Source organism: Pseudomonas sp. UW4 (genome assembly GCF_000316175.1).
Classification (GTDB): domain Bacteria; phylum Pseudomonadota; class Gammaproteobacteria; order Pseudomonadales; family Pseudomonadaceae; genus Aquipseudomonas; species Aquipseudomonas laurylsulfatiphila.
Map to the genome: position 1 here is coordinate 5759068 of NC_019670.1, position 21960 is coordinate 5781027.

Consider the following 21960-nt stretch of genomic DNA (forward strand, 5'->3'; position numbering starts at 1 on the left):
GGGAGCGAGCTTGCTCGCGATGAGGGCTTAACATTCAACATGAGTGTTGACTGTCCCTCCGCTATCGCGAGCAAGCTCGCTCCCACAGGGATTGCGGTGCATTCCGCACACCGCAGACCCAAGCTTTAGCTATAAACCCGGCCAAGCAGCTGCCGATGGCTTTCAAACTGATCGAGCACGTCACGGGTGATCTGATCTTGAGTGAACCCCATCAAGTCGTAGTCCTGGCTACCGTTATGCAGGTAAACCTCGGCGCGATAGAAACGCTGACGCGCCTCATCGGACTGTGCCGATTCAGTCGGTGTGGCCAGGTAACCGTCCAGGCTGACTTCGTAGACAAACGGGTTGCCCTCTTCCATCTCGACGCGCACGCCCATGCAACGCTTGGACTTGCCCAGCAGCGTCTGAACCTGCAGGCCTTGAGCACGCATTTGCGCCGTCGCATCTTCCAGCGCCGGGCTCACTTGCTTGTCCATGAAGCGCTGCACCACCGACTGGCTCGGCTGCAGGTCCAGCTGGGTCAAGCGCTCGCTGAAACCACGACGACCGCGTGCCGCCAACTGCGCTTGCTCCTGTTCGATCTGCACGTCCTGGCGCATGGCCTTGTGCAAGCCGAACATGAAGAACACCAGCACCACCGAGAACGGCAGACCAGCCAGTACCACCATGGTTTGCATGGCTTCGAAGTTACCGGCGAACAGCAGGCCGATGGTCACCAGGGTGATCACCACCGACCAGAAGATCCGCAGCCAGTGCGGCGCGTCTTCATCGACGGTACCGCCCTTGCACGACAGGTTGGCCATCATCACCGCGCCGGAATCCGCCGGGGTCAGGAACAGCACGAAACCAACGAAAATCGATACGCCGATCACCACCTTCGACGCCGGGTAATGCTCAAGCAACTGGTAGATCGCCATGGATGGCTGTTCCAGCGCCGTCTTTCCAAGCTCCACCGCCCCATGGTTCATCACCAGGTCCAGGGCCGAGTTACCGAAGATCGACAGCCACGCCAGGGTGAAGCCCAGCGGAATCAGCAGTACGCCGGCCACCATTTCACGCACCGTGCGACCACGGGAAATACGTGCGATGAACATGCCCACGAATGGTGCCCAGGAAATCCACCAGGCCCAGTAGAACAGGGTCCACAGGCCCAACCAGCGGTCGGACTTCTCGGTGTCGCCTTCATACACATAGAGGTCGAAGGTCTTCAGCACCACGCCGTTCAGGTAATCGCCGACGTTCTGCACGAAGCCGTTGAGCAGGTGCAGGGTCGGGCCGAACAGCAGGACGAAAATCAGCAGGCCGCTGAACAGCACAATGTTCAGGTTGGACAGACGACGGATGCCGTTTTCCACGCCCGACACAGCGGCGATGGTCGCCACGGTGCTCATCACAATGATCACGATCAGCAGGTTGGTGTTGCTGTGCTCCATGCCGAACAGGTTTTCAAGACCCGACGACACTTGCAGCGAACCGATCCCCAGGTTTGTCACCAGACCCAGCAGGGTCACGAACATGCCGAAGCCGTCCACCGCGTGACCGGCCGCGCCCTTGACCCAACGCTCACCCACCAGCGGATACAGCGCCGAACGCAACGCCAGCGGCTGGTTATGGCGGTAGGCAAAGTACGCCACCGCCAAACCGACCAGCGCGTAAATCGCCCAGCCGTGCAAGCCCCAATGCAGGAACGTCAGTTGTACTGCCTGACGTGCCGCGAGGTTGCTGCCGGCCACGCCTTCCGGCGGATTGAAGTAGTGGTCCAGCGGTTCGGACGCGCCGAAATACAACAACGAGATGCCGATACCCGAGGAGAACAGCATCCCCGCCCAGGCGCCGTAGCTGAAGTCCGGGGTGTCGTCCTTGCTGCCCAGCTTGAGTTTGCCGTAGGACGAAAACGCCAGGCCGACGACGAAAATCAGATAGGCGGCAATCACCACCATGTAGTACCAGCCGAAGCTGCGGGACAACCAGGCTTGCGCCGTACCCAGCATTCTGCCGGCCTCTTGCGGGGCGATGATCAGAATGGCGGTCAACAACAGAATCAACGCGGTAGAGGTGTAGAACACCCAACCGTTGACCGACACCTTCTGCGGTGGGGTCTTTATTAGCGAGGCAGAACTCATGGCACAGATGCTCCGGGCAGTGCGAGAGAAGAACGCAAGGCAAACGAGTTACCCGACCAATCGGTTAGTGGGCAGCCGACCGGCGGGTGATATAAAGACACCCCGAAAAAAGCCCGAAACCCCTGGAGCGCCACAGCGCGTAGGTTTCGAGCAATTTCGGAAGTCATTTTTTCCGCCGCTACATGTTGGGAAAATCTGTAGGCAGCGACGATTTGTCGCAGATCTTATTCTTTGTTGATTGAACGTTCAATCAAAACAAAATAGACTGGCCTTCAAGCCGGTAGTCGTTTGACGTCTACCGGAAGGCCTAAGGAGATGTGCAAGATGCCCAAGGTCGGTATGCAACCCATCCGTCGCCAGCAGTTGATCGAAGCCACATTGCTGGCGGTCGATCAGGTCGGAATGGGGGACGCCAGCATTGCGCTGATCGCCCGTTTGGCCGGTGTCTCGAATGGCATCATCAGTCATTACTTTCAGGACAAGAACGGCCTGATCGCTGCCACGGCGCAGTACCTGATGAGTGTCCTCAGCGAGAACGTCACCGCGCGCCGTCAGGCGCTGACAGATGCAAGCCCGCGGGCGCATCTGCAGGTGATCATCGAAGGCAACTTCGACGCCAGCCAGGTCAATGGCCCGGCAATGAAAACCTGGCTGGCCTTCTGGGCCACCAGCATGCACCACCCGTCTTTGCACAGGTTGCAGCGGATCAACGATCACCGTCTGTATTCCAACCTGTGCTGCCAGTTCCGCCGCGTACTGCCGCTCGACGATGCGCGCAGTGCAGCTCGTGGCCTGGCAGCCCTCATTGACGGTTTGTGGTTGCGCGGCGCGCTGTCGGGAGATGCTTTCGACACCGGGCAGGCGCACCAGATCGCTTACGAATACATGGATTTCCAACTGGCCAAGCAGGTGAGTTAGAGCACACAGAACGCTCAACCACCGGACCGCGCCAATCACTGATGCACTTGCGAGGACTTTATGGCCCGTTTCGAATTGCAAAAACTCTACATCGATGGCGCTTACTCTGACGCCAGCAGCGACGCCACTTTCGAAGCCATCAACCCGGCTAACGGTGAAGTCCTCGCAAAAGTACAACGTGCCACCTTCGATGACGTCGAGCGCGCCGTCGTCAGCGCCGAAAAGGGCCAGAAAATCTGGGCCGCCATGACCGCCATGGAGCGTTCGCGCATCCTGCGTCGCGCCGTGGAAATCCTGCGTGAGCGCAACGACGAACTGGCCGCCCTGGAAACCCTGGACACCGGCAAGTCGTACTCCGAAACCCGCTACGTCGACATCGTCACCGGCGCTGATGTGCTGGAGTACTACGCAGGCCTGGTTCCGGCCATCGAAGGCGAGCAGATTCCGCTGCGCACCACATCGTTCGTCTACACCCGTCGCGAGCCGCTGGGCGTTGTGGCCGGTATCGGCGCGTGGAACTACCCGATCCAGATCGCCCTGTGGAAATCCGCGCCAGCCCTGGCGGCCGGTAACGCGATGATCTTCAAGCCAAGCGAAGTCACCTCGCTGACCACCCTGAAACTGGCCGAGATCTACACCGAAGCCGGCGTGCCAAACGGCGTGTTCAACGTCCTGACCGGCAGCGGCCGTGAAGTCGGCACCTGGCTGACCGAGCACCCGCGCATCGAGAAGGTATCGTTCACCGGCGGCACCGACACCGGCAAGAAAGTCATGGCCAGCGCTTCGAGCTCTTCGCTCAAGGACGTGACCATGGAACTGGGCGGCAAGTCGCCGCTGATCATCTGTGACGACGCCGACCTTGATCGCGCCGCCGACACCGCGATGATGGCCAACTTCTACAGCTCCGGCCAGGTCTGCACCAACGGCACCCGCGTGTTCGTACCGGCCCACCTGAAAGCCGCTTTCGAAGCCAAGATCGTTGAGCGCGTTGCGCGCATCCGCGTCGGCAACCCGGAAGATGAAAACACCAACTTCGGCCCTCTGGTCAGCTTCGCCCACATGGAAAGCGTGCTGGGCTACATCGCCAAGGGCAAGGAAGAAGGTGCACGCCTGCTGTGCGGCGGCGAGCGTCTGACCGACGGCGAATTCGCCAAAGGCGCCTTCGTGGCCCCGACCGTGTTCACCGACTGCACCGACGACATGACCATCGTCCGTGAAGAAATCTTTGGCCCGGTGATGGCGATCCTCACCTACGAAACCGAAGAAGAAGTGATCCGTCGCGCCAACGACACCGAATTCGGCCTGGCCGCCGGTATCGTCACCCGTGACCTGAACCGCGCGCACCGCGTAATTCATCAACTGGAAGCCGGTATCTGCTGGATCAACGCCTGGGGCGAGTCCGACGCGAAGATGCCGGTTGGCGGCTACAAGCAGTCGGGTGTCGGCCGTGAGAACGGCATCAGCTCGCTGAACAACTTCACCCGCATCAAGTCGGTACAGGTCGAGCTGGGCGATTACGTCTCGGTGTTCTAAGACCCGAGTCTTGTATTGCCTGCGAGGGCCTCTTCGCGGGCAAGCCCGCTCCCACAAGGGACCAGTGGACACAGATTCTGTGTACACCAGAGATCAAATGTGGGAGCGGGCTTGCTCGCGAATCGAGTGCGCAGCACTCGCCGAGGCCCGACCTGACCACCATCAAAGAGGGTGCATTCAATGTCCCAAGAATTCGACTACATCATCATCGGTGCCGGCTCCGCCGGTAACACCCTGGCGACCCGCTTGACCGAAGACGCAGGCGTCACCGTCCTGCTGCTCGAAGCCGGCGGCCCGGACTACCGTTTCGACTTCCGCACACAAATGCCGGCCGCCCTGGCGTTCCCGCTGCAGGGCCGTCGCTACAACTGGGCCTACGAAACCGATCCAGAGCCACACATGGACGGGCGTCGCATGGAGTGCGGTCGCGGCAAGGGCCTGGGCGGTTCTTCGCTGATCAACGGCATGTGCTACATCCGCGGCAACGCCATGGACTACGACGGCTGGGCGAAACTGCCAGGCCTGGAAGACTGGTCGTACCTGGACTGCCTGCCGTATTTCCGGAAAGCGGAAACCCGCGACATCGGCCCGAACGACTACCACGGTGGCGAAGGCCCGGTCAGCGTGACCACGCCGAAAGCCGGCAACAACCCGCTGTTCCACGCCATGGTTGAAGCCGGCGTGCAGGCCGGTTACCCGCGCACCGAAGACTTGAACGGCTACCAGCAGGAAGGCTTCGGCCCGATGGACCGCACCGTGACACCGAAAGGTCGTCGTGCCTCCACCGCCCGTGGATACCTGGACGTGGCCAAGAAGCGTTCGACCCTGACCATCGTCACCCACGCCCTGACCGACAAGATCCTGTTCGAAGGCAAGCGTGCGGTCGGCGTGCGTTACCTGGTCGGCGACGCTGAAGAGCGCGTTGAAGTCAAAGCACGCAAGGAAGTGCTGCTGTGCTCCGGCGCCATCGCTTCGCCGCAGATCCTGCAACGCTCCGGCGTCGGCCCGGCCGAGCTGCTGAAAAAGCTCGACATTCCGGTGGTCCACGACCTGCCGGGCGTCGGTGAAAACCTGCAGGATCACCTTGAGCTGTACCTGCAATACGCTTGCACCCAGCCAGTCTCGCTGTACCCATCGCTGCTCTTGCACAACCAGCCGGCCATCGGTGCCGAGTGGCTGTTCAACGGCACCGGCATCGGCGCCAGCAACCAGTTCGAAGCCGGCGGTTTCATCCGCACCCGTCCGGAATTCGAATGGCCGAACATTCAGTACCACTTCCTGCCGGTAGCGATTAACTACAACGGCAGCAACGGTGTGAAAGAGCATGGCTTCCAGGCGCACATGGGCTCCATGCGTTCGCCAAGCCGTGGACGCATCCAGGCCAAGTCCAAGGACCCACGCCAGCACCCAAGCATCCTGTTCAACTACATGGCCACCGAGCAGGACTGGCAGGAGTTCCGCGACGGCATCCGCCTGACCCGTGAAATCATGCAACAGCCGGCGCTGGACGCTTTCCGTGGTCGCGAGATCAGTCCGGGCATCGAGGTGCAAACCGACGAGCAACTGGACAAGTTCATCCGCGAACACGCTGAAACTGCGTTCCACCCGTCCTGCTCGTGCAAGATGGGCACCGACGACATGGCCGTGGTCGATGGCGAAGGTCGTGTGCATGGCATGCAAGGCCTGCGCGTGGTCGATGCCTCGATCATGCCGATCATCACCACCGGCAACCTCAACGCACCCACGATCATGATGGCCGAGAAAATCGCCGACAAGATCCGTGGTCGCAAGCCATTGCCGCGCAGCACAGCCACTTACTATGTGGCCGGTGATGCACCGGTGAAGGGCAAGCCGGTGCGGGAAGTGAGCCAGATCGCTTAAGGGTTACACCGCGGTACGGCTATTCGCGAGCAGGCTCGCTCCCACATTTGATCTGTGAACGACTCAGATCCTTTGTGGGAGCGAGCCTGCTCGCGAAGAGGCCTTACCAAGCAACACATATCTCCCGGTCCACCCCGGTAATCCCTCCCAACACCGCACCACCCTTGATCCTCCCCCCTCGCAGGCCTAATCTAGCGCCACGCAATCGTTTCACCCCTTCCCCTCGCAGCACCGCGCCATCGCCACTCCATAACCAGGAGGTTCACGAATGTTCGATTTCTACCCTCAGCTCAAGCAGCGCTTCGCTGCCTTGCGCACGGGTGCTGAATTCTTTTCCCTGCGTTATGTGCGCGAATCCGGGCAGTACCTGTCGGTGCGCAAGAACATCGCCGAACCGCCGAGCCTGAGCCGTGACGAAGGGGCGATGCTGACCGTGCGGGTCAATGGCGTCGAGGCCTATGCGGCGACCAACGATCTGTCGCAACAAGGCCTGCAGGCCGCCCTCGAGCGCGCCGAACTCCAGGCCCGTCGACTCAAGCCCCATGCCTTGCTGGACCTGCGTGAACAGGCTGTTTCCAGCGACCGCGCCGATTACTTTTCGCCGAACCTCGACCAGCCCTTCCCGTCCCTGAGCGACTGCTACCAACTGCTCGGCGCCGAGTCGGCCGCCGTGCCCAGAGACGAGCGCCTGGTGAACTGGCAGGTCAGCCTCGGCATCACTCACGTCGAGCAGATTTACCTCAACAGCGCCGGTGCCGAACTGCGCCAGGCCCAACGCTTTGTGTACCCTGGCCTGGACGTCACGGCCTACGACGGCAAAGACAGCCAGACCCGCAGCCTGGGTCGCGAGAACTTCGGCCAGCAAGGCGCGGCGGACGTCATCAGCCGCTGCGGCCTGATCGGTGCCGGTGCCCAGGTGGCTGATCAGGCGCTGCAACTGCTGCTGGCGCCGAACACACCGCAAGGCAAGCGCGACCTGCTGCTGATGCCCGACCAGATGATGCTGCAAATCCACGAATCCATCGGCCACCCGCTGGAGCTGGACCGCATTCTGGGTGACGAGCGCAATTACGCCGGCACCAGTTTCGTCAAAGCCGAAGATTTCGGCAGGCTGCAATACGGCTCCGGCCTGCTCAACGTGACCTTCGACCCGGACATTCCCGAGGAGCTCGCCAGCTACGGCCATGACGACGACGGCACGCCCGCCAGCAAACAGTTCCTGATCCGCGAAGGCCTGTTGCTGCGCCCGCTGGGTGGTGCGTTGTCGCAATTCCGTGCTGGCATGGACGGCGTCGCCAACAGCCGCGCCTGCGGCTGGAATCGCCCGCCGATCGATCGCATGGCCAACCTCAACATCGAGCCGGGCGATCAGTCCATCGAGCAGCTGATCGGCGGTATCGAACACGGCGTGCTGATGTCGACCAACCGTTCCTGGTCGATCGACGATGCCCGCAATAAATTCCAGTTCGGCTGCGAATGGGGCCAACTGATCGAAAACGGCGAACTCAAAGGCGTGGTAAAAAATCCCAATTACAGGGGCATCTCCGCGCAGTTCTGGAAAAGCCTCAGCGCTGTCGGCGATGCCAGTACCTTCAAGGTCCTCGGCACACCGAATTGCGGCAAGGGCGAGCCGAACCAGGTGATCCGCGTCGGCCACGCGTCACCGGCCTGCGTGTTCAGTAACGTTGATGTATTCGGAGGAGACGCCTGATGCATCCGTCAATCAGCCAGTCCGCATCGTTCAAGGCGCTGGTCAACAGCCTGCGTGCAGCGCTTCACGAGCCCGAACAGTTCACCCTCAGCTACGCCGCCGAATCCTCGGCCTTCATACGTTTCAACCACGCCAAGGTGCGTCAGGCCGGTCAGGTGCAGCAGGCGAGCATCGGCCTGAAACTGATCAACGAAGGCCGCCATGCCGACCTGCAGATCACTCTGGCCGGCGATCCCCAGATTGACCTGCAACGTTTGAACGAAGGCCTGCAACAGCTGCGCGACACCTTGCCGCTGCTACCTCCGGACCCGTATCTGCTGCTCAACCACAATGGCTGGCAGAGCAACAACGTGCAGGCCCAACCGCTGCCGGACACCGAACAGGTGGTCGCGCAAATCACCCAGGCCGCCGAAGGCCTGGATCTTGTCGGCTTCTACGCTGCCGGACCGATCAGTCGTGGTTTTGCCAGTTCTTCGGGCGCCTTCGGCTGGCATCAGGCCAACAGTTTCAATTTCGACTTCAGCCTGTTCCACGAGAACGGCCAGGCGGTAAAGGCAAGCTATGCCGGGCAGGACTGGAACAGCGAAGGCTTTGCCAAACGCTTCGAGCAAGCCCGCGAGCAACTTGAGTTTCTGGGACGGCCGCTACGCACTTTGGCGCCCGGCCAGTACCGCGCTTATCTGGCACCGGCGGCGCTGGAAGAAATCATGGGCATGCTGTGCTGGGGTGGTTTCTCGGCACAGTCGATTGCCAGCAAAAGTAGCCCGCTGCAAAGGCTCTACGGTGGCGACAGCGCATTCAGCCCGCTGGTCTCGCTGGACGAAAAAGTCAGCGGCTCACTGAGCCCGGCGTTTTCCGATGAGGGTTATCCGCGCAGTGACCTGGGGTTGATCGTCAACGGCAAGGCCGGGGCACAACTGGTCAGTTCGCGCAGCGCCGCGGAATACGGTTTGACCGCCAACGGCGCCAGTGGCGGTGAATCCCCGAGCGCGCTGAACATGAAAGCCGGGGCATTGCCTGACGCGGACATCCTCAAGCAGTTGGGTACGGGGCTGTACATCAGCAATCTGTGGTACCTGAACTTTTCGGATCAACCGGCCGCGCGCCTGACCGGCATGACCCGCTTCGCCACTTTCTGGGTCGAGAACGGCGAGATTCAAGCACCGGTCAACACCATGCGCTTTGATGACAGCGCCTTCAGCCTGCTCGGTTCGCGGCTGGAGGCGTTGACTGCGGAACGGGAGTTGTTGTTGTCGGCGAGTACGTACAGCCAGCGGGCGACGGCTTCGGCGTTGTTGCCGGGGGCGTTGGTCAGCCGATTGACCCTGACCCTTTAAAAGCTTCGCGAGCAGGCTCGCTCCCACAGGATGTTCACCACCCATGTGGGAGCGAGCCTGCTCGCGAAGAAGTCACTACGGACTCCCTGATTCACACTGACAAGAGGTCCCATGCCCAACCGCCCGCCTCTCGACGCTGTCACCGCCCGCTGGATACCCTGGGTCGTCGCCATTGCCTTCTTCATGCAGTCCCTCGACGGGACGATCCTCAACACCGCCCTGCCGGCCATGGCCCGCGACTTGGCCGAAGACCCATTGCGCATGCAAGGGGTGATCATCGCCTACATGCTCACGGTCGCCTTGCTGATCCCGGCTTCGGGCTGGATCGCCGACCGTTTTGGCACCAGGAAGATCTTCTTCAGCGCAATCCTGCTGTTCAGTCTCGGCTCATTGCTCTGCGCATTGTCGAGCAGCCTGAGCCTGCTGATCGGCGCCCGGGTGATCCAGGGCCTGGGCGGGGCGTTGATGCTGCCGGTAGGGCGGCTGGTGGTGCTGCGCGCCTACCCGCGTTCGGAACTGGTGCGGATCATGGGCTTCATCACCATTCCCGGGCTGCTCGGCCCCTTGATCGGCCCGACCATGGGCGGCTGGATGGTGCAATACCTGACCTGGCACTGGATCTTCCTGATCAACCTGCCGGTGGGACTGGTCGGTTGCTACGCCGTATGGAAATTCATCCCGGACCTGCGCGGCTCGGAACGCACCCGTTTCGATAGCCTGGGCTTCGTGCTGTTCGGCGCGGCGATGATTCTGATCACCATCGCCATGGAAGGCCTGGGCGAATTGCACCTGCCTCACCTGCGGGTGATGTTGCTGCTGTTCGGCGGCATGGCGTGCCTGGCAGCGTACTGGTTGCGCGCCGGACACATCGAGAACCCGTTGTTCGCTCCGTCGCTGTTCAAGACCCGAACCTTTGCCGTGGGCATTCTCGGCAACCTGTTCGCCCGCCTCGGCAGCGGCGCCCTGCCCTTTCTCGTGCCGTTGCTGCTGCAAGTGGCGCTGGGCTATTCGCCGTCCCAGGCCGGGATGAGCATGCTGCCGCTAGCCGCTGCGGCGATGATCGCCAAGTGGGTGGCCCGGCCACTGATCGAGCGGCTGGGTTATCGCATCGTGCTCACCGGCAACACCCTGGCACTGGGCATCATGCTGGCGAGCATGGGCCTGGTCAGCGAGCAGACGCCGTATTGGCTGCTGCTGTGCCTGCTGGCGATCCTTGGCGCGATCAACTCCCTGCAGTTCACCGCGATGAACACCGTGACCCTGATCGACCTCGACGACGCCAGCGCCAGCAGCGGCAACAGCCTGCTGTCGGTGGTCGCGCAATTGTCCCTGAGCCTGGGCGTTGCCTGCGCTGGTGCATTGCTCGGCGGCTTTACGGCGGAGATTGGTAATGATGGCGTGGACACGGTCCTGGGGGCATTCCAGCTGACGTTTGTGACTGTCGGGATCATGGCAATGCTGGCCGCGACAATCTTCTCGCAACTGTCAAAAAATGACGGACGGCGAGTTAAACGTCCGGAAGAACACATAGAGCCTTAGGGCGAATGGCCATCGGACTGGTACACTGCGCGACATTTTGTTTTGCAGGCCAGTCCCGTGACCACCATCGCCACCGAATTTAATACTTTGCCGCTGTCTGCCGCCATGCTGGCTAACCTCGAATCCCTCGGTTATGCCCAGATGACGCCGATCCAGGCGCAAAGCTTGCCGGTGATCCTCAAAGGGATGGACCTGATCGCCCAGGCCAAGACCGGCAGTGGCAAGACTGCTGCCTTCGGCATCGGCCTGCTGAACCCGATCAATCCGCGTTACTTCGGTTGCCAGGCACTGATCCTGTGCCCGACCCGCGAGCTGGCCGACCAGGTCGCCAAGGAAATCCGTCGCCTGGCCCGTGCCGAAGACAACATCAAGGTCCTGACCCTGTGCGGCGGCGTGTCCCTCGGCCCGCAGATCGCTTCGCTGGAACACGGCGCGCATATCATCGTCGGCACTCCGGGGCGCATCCAGCAGCACCTGCGCAAGGGCTCGCTGGTCCTTCACGGCCTCAACACCCTGATCCTCGACGAAGCCGACCGCATGCTCGACATGGGTTTCTACGACTCCATCGAAGAAATCATCATGCAGGCCCCGGAGCGTCGCCAGACCCTGTTGTTCTCCGCGACCTACCCGGTAGGCATCAAGCAGCTGGCCTCGAAGTTCATGCGCAACCCGCAGCAAGTGAAGGCCGAAGCGTTCCACGACGACACGCAGATCGAGCAGCGCTTCTACGAGATCTCCCCGGATGACCGCATGAGTGCGGTGACCAAGGTACTTGGCCACTTCCGCCCGGCGTCCTGCGTAGCCTTCTGCTTCACCAAGCAGCAGGTTCAGGAAACCGTCGATCACCTGACCGCCAAAGGCATCTCCGCCGTTGGCCTGCACGGCGATCTGGAACAGCGCGACCGCGACCAGGTACTGGCGATGTTCGCCAACCGCAGTACTTCGGTACTGGTCGCCACCGACGTCGCTGCCCGTGGCCTGGACATCGATTCGCTGGACATGGTGATCAACGTCGAGCTGGCCCGTGATTCGGAAATCCACATCCACCGCGTCGGCCGCACAGGCCGCGCCGGTGAGAAAGGCCTGGCGATCAGCCTGGTGGCACCGTCCGAAGCGCAGCGTGCACAAGCCATCGAGCAATTGCAGAAAACACCGCTGACCTGGGATCAGGTGGACAACCTCACCTCCAAGGGCGGTGGTCCGCTGCTGCCGCAGATGAGCACCCTGTGCATCGCTGGCGGCCGCAAGGACAAGGTCCGTCCGGGCGACATTCTTGGCGCACTGACCGGTGACGCCGGCATCCCCGGCGCCCAGGTCGGCAAGATCGCGATTTTCGACTTCCAGGCCTATGTGGCCGTGGAGCGCGGCGTCGCCAAGCAGGCCTTGCAGCGTTTGAACGACGGCAAGATCAAGGGCCGTTCGTTGCGCGTGCGCATCCTGTAAGAACGCATCGCCCCCTGTAGGAGCGAGCCTGCTCGCGATGGACGACAGAACACCGCTGGGTATCAGACACCCCGCGTTATCGTTGACGTCCATCGCGAGCAGGCTCGCTCCTACAGGTTTGTTTTGTGGTGAGTCATCAAGAGGACACCGTTTTGCGCTCTACCGAAGTCGTGATCATTGGCGCTGGCGCCGCAGGGTTGATGTGTGCACTAACCGCCGCCGGGCGCGGGCGCAAAGTGCTGTTGCTCGACCATGCCAACAAGGCCGGCAAGAAAATCCTGATGTCTGGCGGTGGTCGCTGCAATTTCACCAACATGTACACAGAACCAGGCAATTTTCTCTCGCAGAATGCCCATTTCTGCAAATCCGCCCTGGCCCGCTATACCCAATGGGATTTCATCGGCATGGTGGCCAAGCACGGTGTGCCGTACCACGAGAAAAAACTCGGCCAGTTGTTCTGCGATAACAAATCCAGCGACATCCTCGAAATGCTGCTGAACGAGTGCGACCAGGTCGGCGTCAGCCTGCACCTGGACACCTCTATCCAGACCATCGAGAAGCTTGAGAAAGGCTATTTGCTGGACACGACGCTCGATCAGATAACCTGCGAATCCCTGGTGATCGCCACCGGCGGCCTGTCGATCCCGACGCTGGGCGCCACCGGTTTTGGTTACCAGGTGGCCAGGCAGTTCGGCCACGAGCTGCTGCCGACCCGCGCCGGTCTGGTGCCATTCACCATCACCGATCAGCTCAAGGTGTTGTGCACCGAGTTGTCCGGTACATCGGTGGATTGTCTGGTGAGCTGCAACGACCAGAGCTTCCGCGAGAACATCCTGTTTACCCACCGCGGCCTCAGCGGCCCGGCGATTTTGCAGATCTCGTCGTTCTGGGAGTCCGGCGATACCGTCGAGATCAACCTGATGCCGGATCACGACGTGCCGGGCTGGCTGCAACAGCAACAGGCCGAACGCCCCAACAGCGAGCTGAAAACCCTGCTCGGTGAAATCTTCACCAAGAAGATGGCCAACCTGCTGGCGGACAACTGGTTCGTCTCCAAACCGATGAAGCAGTACACCCACGCGGAACTGGCTGACATCGCCGAGAAACTGGCGAGCTGGAAAGTCGTGCCGGCGGGCACCGAAGGTTATCGCACCGCCGAGGTGACCCTGGGCGGCGTCAACACCAATGAAGTGTCGTCCAAGACCATGGAATCGCTGAAAAGCCCGGGCCTGTATTTCGTTGGTGAAGTGCTGGATGTCACCGGGCATCTTGGCGGATTCAACTTCCAGTGGGCGTGGGCCTCCGGTTACGCCGCGGCGCAGTACGTCTGATCCAACGCAATACCTGTGGGAGCGAGCCTGCTCGCGAAAGCGGTGTATCAGTCAACTTAAAGGCTAACTGGTAGATTGCATTCGCGAGCAGGCTCGCTCCCACAGTGGTTTGTAGTGCCTGACAAGGAACAGATTTTGCTGTCTGATGTGATCGGCGCCATTGCGTCGGCGTCATTAGTGGCTCAATTTAGCGTCATTGCCTCGGAAGGCCTTCGCACTTCATGTCATCGACTTCGTTCCGCCAGTCTCTGCGGCGCCTTTGGGCGCTGGATAAATTCAGCTACAGCGTGCGGGTATTCATCGCCCTGACCGGCACCATGGCGCTGTGTTGGTATCAGGACGAAATGGGCCTGCTGATCCCGTTGTTCCTGGGGATTATCGCCAGTGCCCTGGCCGAGACCGACGACAGCTGGCAGGGCCGTCTCAACGCGCTGGCGGTGACGCTGGTGTGTTTCGCGGTTGCCGCCCTGTCCGTCGAACTGCTCTTCCCCTACCCCTCGCTGTTTATCATCGCTTTCGCCCTGGCCGCGTTCTGCCTGACCATGCTCGGCGCTCTCGGCGAGCGCTATGGCGCGATTGCTTCGGCAACCTTGATCCTGTCGGTCTACACCATGATCGGCGTGGACCAGCGTGGCGGCGCGGTGACCGACGTCTGGCACGAGCCGGTGCTGCTGGTGGCCGGTGCCGCCTGGTATGGCCTGCTGTCGGTGTTGTGGCAGGCATTGTTTTCCAATCAACCGGTGCAGCAGAGCCTGGCGCGGTTGTTCCGCGAACTGGGCTTTTACCTGAAGCTGAAATCCTCGCTGTTCGAGCCGATCCGGCAGATGGACGTGGAAGCCCGGCGGCTGGAACTGGCCCAGCAGAACGGCCGGGTAGTGGCGGCACTGAATGCCGCCAAGGAAATCATCCTGCACCGGGTCGGCAACGGGCGCCCGGGGTCGAAGGTCAGCCGCTACCTGAAACTGTACTTCCTCGCCCAGGACATCCACGAACGCGCCAGCTCTTCACACTATCCGTATAACGCACTCGCAGAAGCGTTTTTCCACAGTGACGTCATGTTCCGCTGCCAACGCCTGTTGCGTCAGCAAGGCAAAGCCTGCCGTGCCCTGGCCGAATCGATCCAGATGCGTCAACCGTTCACCTATGACGCCAGTTTCACCGAGGCTCTCAGCGATCTGGATGCCTCTCTCGAACACCTGCGCATCCAGAGCAACCCGGCCTGGCGCGGCCTGCTGCGTTCGCTGCGCGCACTGGCAGCGAACCTAGGTACCCTCGACCGCTTGCTCAGCGATGCCAGCAACCCCGACGCCCTGGCCGACGCCACCGACAGCAGCTTGCTCGACCGTTCGCCCCGCAACCTCAAGGACGTGTGGGTTCGCCTGCGCACGCAGCTGACGCCGACCTCGTTGCTGTTCCGTCATGCCCTGCGATTGCCCCTGGCGTTGAGTATCGGCTACGCCATGGTGCATTTGATCCACCCGTCCCAGGGCTACTGGATCATCCTCACGACGCTGTTCGTCTGCCAACCGAACTACGGCGCCACCCGCCGCAAACTCGGTCAACGGATCATTGGCACCGCCATCGGCCTGACGTTGGCCTGGGCGCTGTTCGACCTGTTCCCGAACCCGCTGATCCAATCGTGCTTCGCCATTGCCGCCGGGGTGGTGTTCTTTACCAACCGCACCACTCGCTACACCCTGGCGACGGCGGCAATCACCCTGATGGTGCTGTTCTGCTTCAACCAGGTGGGTGACGGTTACGGATTGTTCCTGCCACGGTTGTTCGATACCTTGCTCGGCAGCCTGATCGCCGGGCTGGCGGTGTTCCTGTTCCTGCCGGACTGGCAGGGCCGGCGCCTGAACAAAGTGCTGGCCAACACCCTGGCCTGCAACAGCATTTACCTGCGCCAGATCATGCAGCAGTACGCAGCGGGCAAAAGCGACGACCTGGCCTACCGCCTGGCCCGCCGCAACGCGCACAACGCCGACGCGGCGCTGTCGACCACGCTGGCCAATATGCTGATGGAGCCGGGGCATTTCCGAAAAGAAGCGGACGTGGGCTTCCGCTTCCTGGTGCTGTCGCACACGCTGCTCAGTTACCTGTCAGGCCTGGGAGCGCACCGGGAAACCCAACTGCCGGCAGACGTGCGTGAACAGTTGATCGAGGGGGCCGGGGTGAAACTGGCTGCCAGCATCGACGAGATCGCCCAGGGGCTGGCGAGCAAGGCTTCGATTGCGATCCAGAGCGATGAAGAAGAAGCACTGGCCAATGAGCTGGAACAGATGCCGGATGAAATCGACGAAGGCCAGCGGCTGGTGCAGACGCAGTTGGCATTGATCTGCCGGCAACTCGGGCCGTTGCGGACACTGGCGGCGCATCTCATCAAGGACACCAGTGAGGATTGAGATTCAGGCTGGCTGTACCGGCCCCTTCGCGGGCAAGCCCGCTCCCACAGGGGTTCTGTGAGCGACGTAAATCCAGTGTGGGAGCGGGCTTGCTCGCGAAGAGGCCAGCAAAAACACCACAGACTCTGGCCCGCCTACTCACATCCCATGCTGCTTCATCAACTTTTCATAACTGCCATCCGCCTTCATCGCCGCAATCTCCCGGTCGAACCCGGCAACGATCTGCTCATGCTGCGGGTTCTTCAGGCTGACCAGAATATGCAGGCTGTTCTCGCTCAGGGCCTTGGGCAGGAATTCCACGGCGTTTCGTACCTTGGGTGACTCGCGGGCCAGGTAATAGCGGGCGACGTACTCATCTTCCAGCGTCAGTTTGACCCGGTCGGCAGCGACCATACGCACGGCCATGGCGAAGCTGTGCACGGGGACTTTCTGCAACGAGTCATCGTTGTCGAACCCGGGCGAATAGGCGTAACCGCGCACGATGGCAATCGGATAAGTGTGCAATTGCTGCAGGTTATTGAATTCGATGGGCGCGTCTTTACGCTTGAGAAAACGTACGCGGTTGAGCAGGTATTCGCCGGAAAACTGGCCGAGTCTTGTCCGCTCCTCGGTGTACCAGGCGTTGACCAGCACGTCATATCGACCCTCACCCAACCCCATCAAGGCCCGCGCCCAGGGCACTTGTTCAAACTCACTGGCATAGCCGGCCCTGGCGAGCGCGGTACTGACAATGTCCGTCGCCAGACCACCATTGATGAGCGTGGCATCGGTAAAGGGTGGCCAGGCATCAGCGACCAACCGCAGTTTTTCTGCCGCTGCCCCCTGAACCAGCAACAGCAATCCAATCAAGGCAAAAGCTCGATGCAATCGCGGCATGCTAGAAAAATCCTTAGCGGGCGATTGCCCGACGTGTTTTCAGCCAAAAACCCAAGGCCCCTGATCCGGCAATACCCGGGCACTCAACATTAGCTCAGCGAAGCCACAGCACAGCGCTTCGATCCAGATTACACAAAGAAGACATCCACGCGAGAAATGAATGATGGCATTTTGGCCTTTGTCACAGATTCTCCTGCCATAAAGACTTCTGGCGTGAGTGCGCTTAGTATCGGAACGACGTTTTCAGGGAATCAAAACATGACAGTCGATTGGATCTGCAAACATCACAGCGACCTGGGCAAGGAGCAGCTGTACGCCATTTTGCAGCTGCGCGCAGAAGTGTTCGTCGTCGAGCAGAAATGCGTTTACCAGGATATCGATGGCCAGGACCTGGAGGGCGACACCTGCCACGTGATGGCCTGGGACGGTAACCAACTGGTGGCCTACCTGCGGTTGCTTGACCCGCAATCGCAGGGCGGCGACGTGGTGATCGGGCGGGTGATCATTGCCCCGCAGGCACGCGGCGTGGGCCTGGGGCATGAACTGATGGATCAGGCGCTGAAACAGATCGAGAAGTACTGGCCAGGCCTGCCGGTCTACCTCTCGGCCCAGGCGCATTTGCAGGGGTATTACGGGCGCTATGGCTTTGTCGTGGCGGGTGAGGAATATGTGGAAGATGGCATTCCACACATTGGCATGCGTCGTCCGTAAGGGCCTCTTCGCGAGCAAGCCCGCTCCCACAGGGGACCGCATTCCAGTGTGGGAGCGGGCTTGCTCGCGAAGGCGTCAGTCAAACCACTGAAAGATTTCAGGGATACTCCAACACCGCCTTGATCTGCCGCAGATTACGCTCGATCCACCCTCGATCAATCGCACCCCACTCGCGAATCCGATAGCGCCCCGCATGGTTGCGCGCGCCCTCTTCCTGCTCGAATTCACAGACGATATCCAGATCCGCCAACGCCGCGATGGTGTCCTGCGCCGTGCGCCGGGGCATGCCGGTCACTTCGGTGAGCGCCGGGACGCTGCTGGCCAGTCCGCTGTCGATCAGGTACGCCACATACAAACGGCGATAGAAGCTGCTCTTGGTCTTGCTCACGTCCATCCATTGCTCCTTAAAAGATCGCAGCCTGAGGCAGCGCCTGCAGATCCCGCCACGTCAGGTACACCCGCACATCGAACTCCACCTGGTGATACCCCGGCAGCATGTGCTCGCACAATTTGTAGAAAGCCTTGTTGTGCTCCGATTCCTTGAAGTGCGCCAGCTCATGCACCACGATCATTTTCAGGAACTCGCAAGGCGCTTCCTTGAACAGCGAAGCGATGCGGATTTCCTTCTTGGCCTTGAGCTTGCCGCCTTGCACCCGGGAGATCGTGGTGTGCAGGCCAAGGGCACGGTGAGTGAGGTCCAGGCGGTTGTCGAACAGCACCTTGTCGATGGCCGGAGCATTACGCAGGTATTCCTGCTTGAGGTCCAGGGCATAGGTGTACAGCGCCTTGTCGCTCTGTACACCGTGCTTTTGCGGGTAACGCTGGCTCAGGTAATCGCCCAGCCGACCGTCGGCGATCAGCTGGCGCACTTGATCCTGCAAGGTGGCGGGATAGGCCTGGAGATATTTCAACACGGTCATCGGGGCGGCAATACAGGTCACTGAAAGGTCGCCAGTGTAGCGAATTCAGCGGGGCAGCGCGCTCCAGTCAAACGGCTGGACAAAGACCCCGGCATCCTCGGCCATCATCGGTCGGGCCACCAGAAAGCCTTGCACATATTCGCAGCCGTTGGCCCGCAGCCATTCATACTGCGCGACGGTCTCCACCCCTTCGGCAATCACCAGCACCCCGAACTGTTTGCACAGGTCGATCACACTGCGCACCAGCGCCGCATCCCGTACCGAGTCCGGCAAGCGGGCTATCAAATGGCGGTCGAGCTTGAGGGTGTCCAGCTCCAGGTCGCGCAGGTGCGACAGGGAGCACGGGCCGACCCCGAAGTCATCCAATGCCACTCGTACGCCCAGATTGTGCAACAGGCGTAACTGCTTGCGGGTTTCCTCGGGGTGATGCATCAAGGCCTCTTCCGTGATCTCGACCTCCAGATGACGCGGCTGCAAGCCATGGCGCTCCAGCACCTGGCGCAGTTCGGTGACCAGGTTGGGCATGCCGAACTGCGTGCTGCTCAAGCTGACGCCGAGCACCAGATCATCGGTGAACAGGGTTTCCCAGGCTTTGCGCTGCCCCGCGCTGCGGTGGTAGATCCAGCTGCCCAGACGACTGATCAGCCGCGCCTCTTCCAGCAATGGCAAAAACAGCCCCGGCGGCACGTCGCCTACGCTCGGATGCTGCCAGCGCAGCAAGGCCTCGAAGCCACGAATCCGCCCGTCCGCAATCGCAACCTGAGGCTGATACACCAGGTTGAAATCCCGGTTCTCGATGGCCGTGCGCACACTTTCTTCGAGCATCAGCCGCGAGCGCGCCCGGCCGTTCATTTCGTGATCGTAGAAGCGATATTGCTGACGACCGGCACGCTTGGCTTCGTACATGGCGATGTCGGCCGCCCGCAGCATCCCGTCGAGATTGGCACCACATTCGGGGAACGTAGCAATGCCGATACTGGCACCCAGGGCGATATCGAGGCCGTCGACCTGCTGACAGATCGACACGCGCTCGATGAGCTTTTCGGCAATCTTCGCCGCTTGCTCGGGAAACTCCAGATCCAGCAGCGCGGTGAATTCATCGCCACCCATCCGCGCCAGAATGTCGAAGGGCCGCAAGCAAGCCTTCAATTGTTCGGAGACCCAGCGCAGCACCCGATCGCCGGCATCGTGCCCGAGCGAATCATTGACGCGCTTGAAGCCGTCGAGGTCCAGATACATCAAGACCCAGGAACTGTCGGAACGCTCACCGCGCAACAGCAGGTTCTCTACGGTCTGGTAGAAACCGCGGCGGTTGAGCAATCCGCTCAGCGGATCGGTGACCGCCTGAAACTCCAGTTGCTGATGCAGATGGCGCACCACCGACATGTCCAGTACGGTCACGACCATTGCATGTTGCTCGACAGGCAATGGCGCACAAGACAAGGCCACCGGCACCTGCTGGCCACGCGTCGTACGCAGCAGAGCATCGTGCAGGCGCAAGGTTTCGCCACGTTTGTAGCCCGTGAAAAACTCGGAGTCGGCCCAGACCGGGACATGGGGCTTTTGCAGATAGTCGAGAAACTCCTTGCCTTGCAGTTCCTGCACCGGGGCATTGAGCAGCCGCGACATCGCCGGATTGGCAAAACGGATCAGGCCGTCCTCACCCAACACCAGAATGCCTTCGGCCGCGTTATCCAGCACCGATGCATTAAAGGCCCGGGCGGACTCCAGATCATGACTCAAGCGCTGCAAGGCCCGGCGGTTGCGCTGGTGTTCGAGCAACGCCTGGACCTTGGGCGTGAAAATCTGCGGGTCGAACGGCTTGAACAGGTAATCCACCGCACCGCTGGCATAGCCCTTGATGACCGCGTCCTGGGACTGTTCATTGGCGGTCAGGAAAATGATCGGCGTGAGGCGGGTCCGCTGGCTACCGCGCATCAGGCGCGCCACTTCATAACCGTCCATGCCCGGCATCTGCACGTCCAGCAACACCAGGTCGATATCGTGTTCAAGTAACAAGCCGAGGGCGTCGAATCCCGAGGTGGCAGTAATGACCCGCCAGCCCTGGCGCTGTAACAACGCGCGCATGCTGATCAGGTTTTCAGGGTAATCGTCTACGACTAAAAGGGTTGAGCCGCCTTCTACTGGCGTGGGTTGCGCGCATTCCATGCTGCTTCTCTAATTGCGGGGGCGTCAGGCCGGTTTCTCGTGAAAACCGGACAAATACTGTGCCTTGACTCTAGACCCGGTTCTGCAAAAGCAGAAGGTATCAGTGAGCCAGCATTCACCATTGTGACTTTTTGCCGACTAACGGTCGATGGCTCAGCCCCATAAATCCGGGAAAGATGGCATTTCGACAGGATGTTGACGTCAACCACCCGTCAGACGAGCGTTAACAAAATACCCCGCTACGATTATAAAGGCCGCCTCAAAGGTGCGGTCTAGAGCTTCTGGCACGCCCGTGCAGCATGAACCCAGTGGAAGAACCGACATGATCGATCTCGCAACCTGGAACCTCAGCGTTCCCGTTGGCAGCCCGCCGTACACCGTCGAAACCGCCAAACTGGTGGATGGCTTCAAGGATCAATACTTCCATTCCGACACCGGCACATTGTTTTTCTGGACGCCCGTGACCGGCTCCCGTACCGAAAACGCGATTTATCCGCGCACCGAATTACGTGAAACCTACAGCAACGGCACGTTGAAAAACTGGTATTACCCGCAGGCCGACAATTTGTTGTATGCCACGCTGGCAGTGAACCAGGTGCCGAGCTCCGGGAAAATCGTCATCGGCCAGATCCATGCCTATCAAAGCCAGAAACCTCTGGTGAAGGTCGAGTACCAATACAAAACCAGTACGGCCACCGGCAATATCGTCGCCAAGGTCCGGATGCATCCCGATGACGATACAGGCCGGGTGATCATTGTTGCGACGGGGGTGAAACTCGACCAGGAGTTCAACTACCTCATCCACCTCAGCCCCGGCGGGGCCTTGGGCATCAGCGCGGCAGGTTATCAGTGGGATACGCAAATCAGCACAACCTGGCGCAACAAGCCGCTGTACTTCAAGGCCGGGGTCTATGTGCAGGACAACACCGGGTACACCACCGAAGGCGGGAAAGTGACCTTCAGCAAGCTGGATATCGATCACAATCAATGATGTCGGGGCACCGTTGACCCTGTGGGAGCGGGCTTGCTCGCGAAGGCGTAACATCAGGCGACATTGATGTTG

At 60.9% G+C, this 21960-nt stretch carries 16 protein-coding genes; 11 read left to right on the forward strand and 5 right to left on the reverse strand.

All coding sequences use genetic code 11. The annotated features are described in order from the left end of the window. Window positions 1–125: 125 nt before the first annotated feature. Window positions 126–2066: a BCCT family transporter gene (locus PPUTUW4_RS25620; protein WP_227698144.1), complete on the reverse strand. Its 1941-nt coding sequence runs from the start codon at window positions 2064–2066 to the stop codon at window positions 126–128. 381 nt (window positions 2067–2447) lie between these two features. On the opposite strand from PPUTUW4_RS25620, the gene betI reads away from it, so the two are divergent. From betI to yccS, 9 genes are all read left to right on the forward strand, one after another. Next, complete coding sequence (betI, locus tag PPUTUW4_RS25625) at window positions 2448–3041, forward strand: transcriptional regulator BetI (RefSeq protein WP_007975486.1); 594 nt, start codon at window positions 2448–2450, stop codon at window positions 3039–3041. A 60-nt stretch (window positions 3042–3101) separates the two neighbouring features. Beyond that, window positions 3102–4574, forward strand: coding sequence for a betaine-aldehyde dehydrogenase (gene betB, locus PPUTUW4_RS25630; protein WP_015097153.1), 1473 nt, complete (start codon window positions 3102–3104; stop codon window positions 4572–4574). Window positions 4575–4754: 180 nt separating this feature from the next. Then, window positions 4755–6455, forward strand: coding sequence for a choline dehydrogenase (gene betA, locus PPUTUW4_RS25635; protein WP_015097154.1), 1701 nt, complete (start codon window positions 4755–4757; stop codon window positions 6453–6455). Window positions 6456–6723: 268 nt separating this feature from the next. After that, window positions 6724–8166: a TldD/PmbA family protein gene (locus PPUTUW4_RS25640; protein WP_015097155.1), complete on the forward strand. Its 1443-nt coding sequence runs from the start codon at window positions 6724–6726 to the stop codon at window positions 8164–8166. Further along, window positions 8166–9503, forward strand: coding sequence for a TldD/PmbA family protein (locus tag PPUTUW4_RS25645; RefSeq protein ID WP_015097156.1), 1338 nt, complete (start codon window positions 8166–8168; stop codon window positions 9501–9503). Before PPUTUW4_RS25640 ends, PPUTUW4_RS25645 begins: the two co-directional genes overlap by 1 nt. Window positions 9504–9614: 111 nt before the next feature. Continuing rightward, window positions 9615–11042 carry a multidrug transporter subunit MdtD gene (gene mdtD / locus PPUTUW4_RS25650; protein ID WP_015097157.1) on the forward strand — a complete coding sequence of 476 codons (1428 nt, stop codon included), beginning with the start codon at window positions 9615–9617 and terminating at the stop codon, window positions 11040–11042. A 57-nt stretch (window positions 11043–11099) separates the two neighbouring features. Then, window positions 11100–12485: an ATP-dependent RNA helicase DbpA gene (gene dbpA / locus PPUTUW4_RS25655; RefSeq protein WP_007975477.1), complete on the forward strand. Its 1386-nt coding sequence runs from the start codon at window positions 11100–11102 to the stop codon at window positions 12483–12485. Window positions 12486–12637: 152 nt separating this feature from the next. After that, on the forward strand, window positions 12638–13816 hold the full coding sequence (locus tag PPUTUW4_RS25660) for an NAD(P)/FAD-dependent oxidoreductase (protein ID WP_015097158.1): 1179 nt from the start codon (window positions 12638–12640) through the stop codon (window positions 13814–13816). Between the two features lie 221 nt (window positions 13817–14037). Further along, window positions 14038–16221 carry a YccS family putative transporter gene (gene yccS / locus PPUTUW4_RS25665; protein ID WP_007975474.1) on the forward strand — a complete coding sequence of 728 codons (2184 nt, stop codon included), beginning with the start codon at window positions 14038–14040 and terminating at the stop codon, window positions 16219–16221. 138 nt (window positions 16222–16359) lie between these two features. Here the strand turns inward: yccS and PPUTUW4_RS25670 are convergent, their stop codons facing one another. Next, entirely contained in the window at window positions 16360–17097 is a 738-nt protein-coding gene (locus PPUTUW4_RS25670) for a transporter substrate-binding domain-containing protein (RefSeq protein ID WP_015097159.1), read from the reverse strand. Between the two features lie 258 nt (window positions 17098–17355). Between PPUTUW4_RS25670 and PPUTUW4_RS25675 the strand changes: the two genes are divergently transcribed. After that, window positions 17356–17808, forward strand: a complete 453-nt coding sequence (locus PPUTUW4_RS25675; protein WP_015097160.1) for a GNAT family N-acetyltransferase — start codon at window positions 17356–17358, stop codon at window positions 17806–17808. A gap of 97 nt (window positions 17809–17905) precedes the next feature. Here the strand turns inward: PPUTUW4_RS25675 and PPUTUW4_RS25680 are convergent, their stop codons facing one another. Genes PPUTUW4_RS25680 through PPUTUW4_RS25690 form a run of 3 tightly spaced genes read right to left on the reverse strand, consistent with a single transcriptional unit; the run spans window position 17906 to window position 20897 of the window. Next, complete coding sequence (locus tag PPUTUW4_RS25680) at window positions 17906–18202, reverse strand: winged helix-turn-helix domain-containing protein (RefSeq protein ID WP_007894945.1); 297 nt, start codon at window positions 18200–18202, stop codon at window positions 17906–17908. 10 nt (window positions 18203–18212) lie between these two features. Beyond that, the gene (locus PPUTUW4_RS25685; protein ID WP_015097161.1) at window positions 18213–18728 is read right to left on the reverse strand and encodes a M48 family metallopeptidase; all 516 of its coding nucleotides are present in this window, start codon (window positions 18726–18728) and stop codon (window positions 18213–18215) included. A gap of 45 nt (window positions 18729–18773) precedes the next feature. Then, window positions 18774–20897, reverse strand: coding sequence for an EAL domain-containing protein (locus PPUTUW4_RS25690; protein WP_015097162.1), 2124 nt, complete (start codon window positions 20895–20897; stop codon window positions 18774–18776). Between the two features lie 322 nt (window positions 20898–21219). On the opposite strand from PPUTUW4_RS25690, the gene PPUTUW4_RS25695 reads away from it, so the two are divergent. Further along, complete coding sequence (locus tag PPUTUW4_RS25695; RefSeq protein WP_015097163.1) at window positions 21220–21888, forward strand: polysaccharide lyase family 7 protein; 669 nt, start codon at window positions 21220–21222, stop codon at window positions 21886–21888. The last annotated feature ends 72 nt before the right edge of the window (window positions 21889–21960 follow it).

What these genes read in the sequence shown, in the direction of transcription:
- betI (WP_007975486.1), top strand. Translation starts at nt 2,448, where the DNA reads ATGCCCAAGGTCGGTATGCAACCCATCCGTCGCCAGCAGTTGATCGAA.
- betB (WP_015097153.1), top strand. Translation starts at nt 3,102, where the DNA reads ATGGCCCGTTTCGAATTGCAAAAACTCTACATCGATGGCGCTTACTCT.
- betA (WP_015097154.1), top strand. Translation starts at nt 4,755, where the DNA reads ATGTCCCAAGAATTCGACTACATCATCATCGGTGCCGGCTCCGCCGGT.
- PPUTUW4_RS25640 (WP_015097155.1), top strand. Translation starts at nt 6,724, where the DNA reads ATGTTCGATTTCTACCCTCAGCTCAAGCAGCGCTTCGCTGCCTTGCGC.
- PPUTUW4_RS25645 (WP_015097156.1), top strand. Translation starts at nt 8,166, where the DNA reads ATGCATCCGTCAATCAGCCAGTCCGCATCGTTCAAGGCGCTGGTCAAC.
- mdtD (WP_015097157.1), top strand. Translation starts at nt 9,615, where the DNA reads ATGCCCAACCGCCCGCCTCTCGACGCTGTCACCGCCCGCTGGATACCC.
- yccS (WP_007975474.1), top strand. Translation starts at nt 14,038, where the DNA reads ATGTCATCGACTTCGTTCCGCCAGTCTCTGCGGCGCCTTTGGGCGCTG.
- PPUTUW4_RS25670 (WP_015097159.1), bottom strand. Translation starts at nt 17,097, where the DNA reads ATGCCGCGATTGCATCGAGCTTTTGCCTTGATTGGATTGCTGTTGCTG.
- PPUTUW4_RS25675 (WP_015097160.1), top strand. Translation starts at nt 17,356, where the DNA reads ATGACAGTCGATTGGATCTGCAAACATCACAGCGACCTGGGCAAGGAG.
- PPUTUW4_RS25680 (WP_007894945.1), bottom strand. Translation starts at nt 18,202, where the DNA reads ATGGACGTGAGCAAGACCAAGAGCAGCTTCTATCGCCGTTTGTATGTG.
- PPUTUW4_RS25685 (WP_015097161.1), bottom strand. Translation starts at nt 18,728, where the DNA reads ATGACCGTGTTGAAATATCTCCAGGCCTATCCCGCCACCTTGCAGGAT.
- PPUTUW4_RS25690 (WP_015097162.1), bottom strand. Translation starts at nt 20,897, where the DNA reads ATGGAATGCGCGCAACCCACGCCAGTAGAAGGCGGCTCAACCCTTTTA.
- PPUTUW4_RS25695 (WP_015097163.1), top strand. Translation starts at nt 21,220, where the DNA reads ATGATCGATCTCGCAACCTGGAACCTCAGCGTTCCCGTTGGCAGCCCG.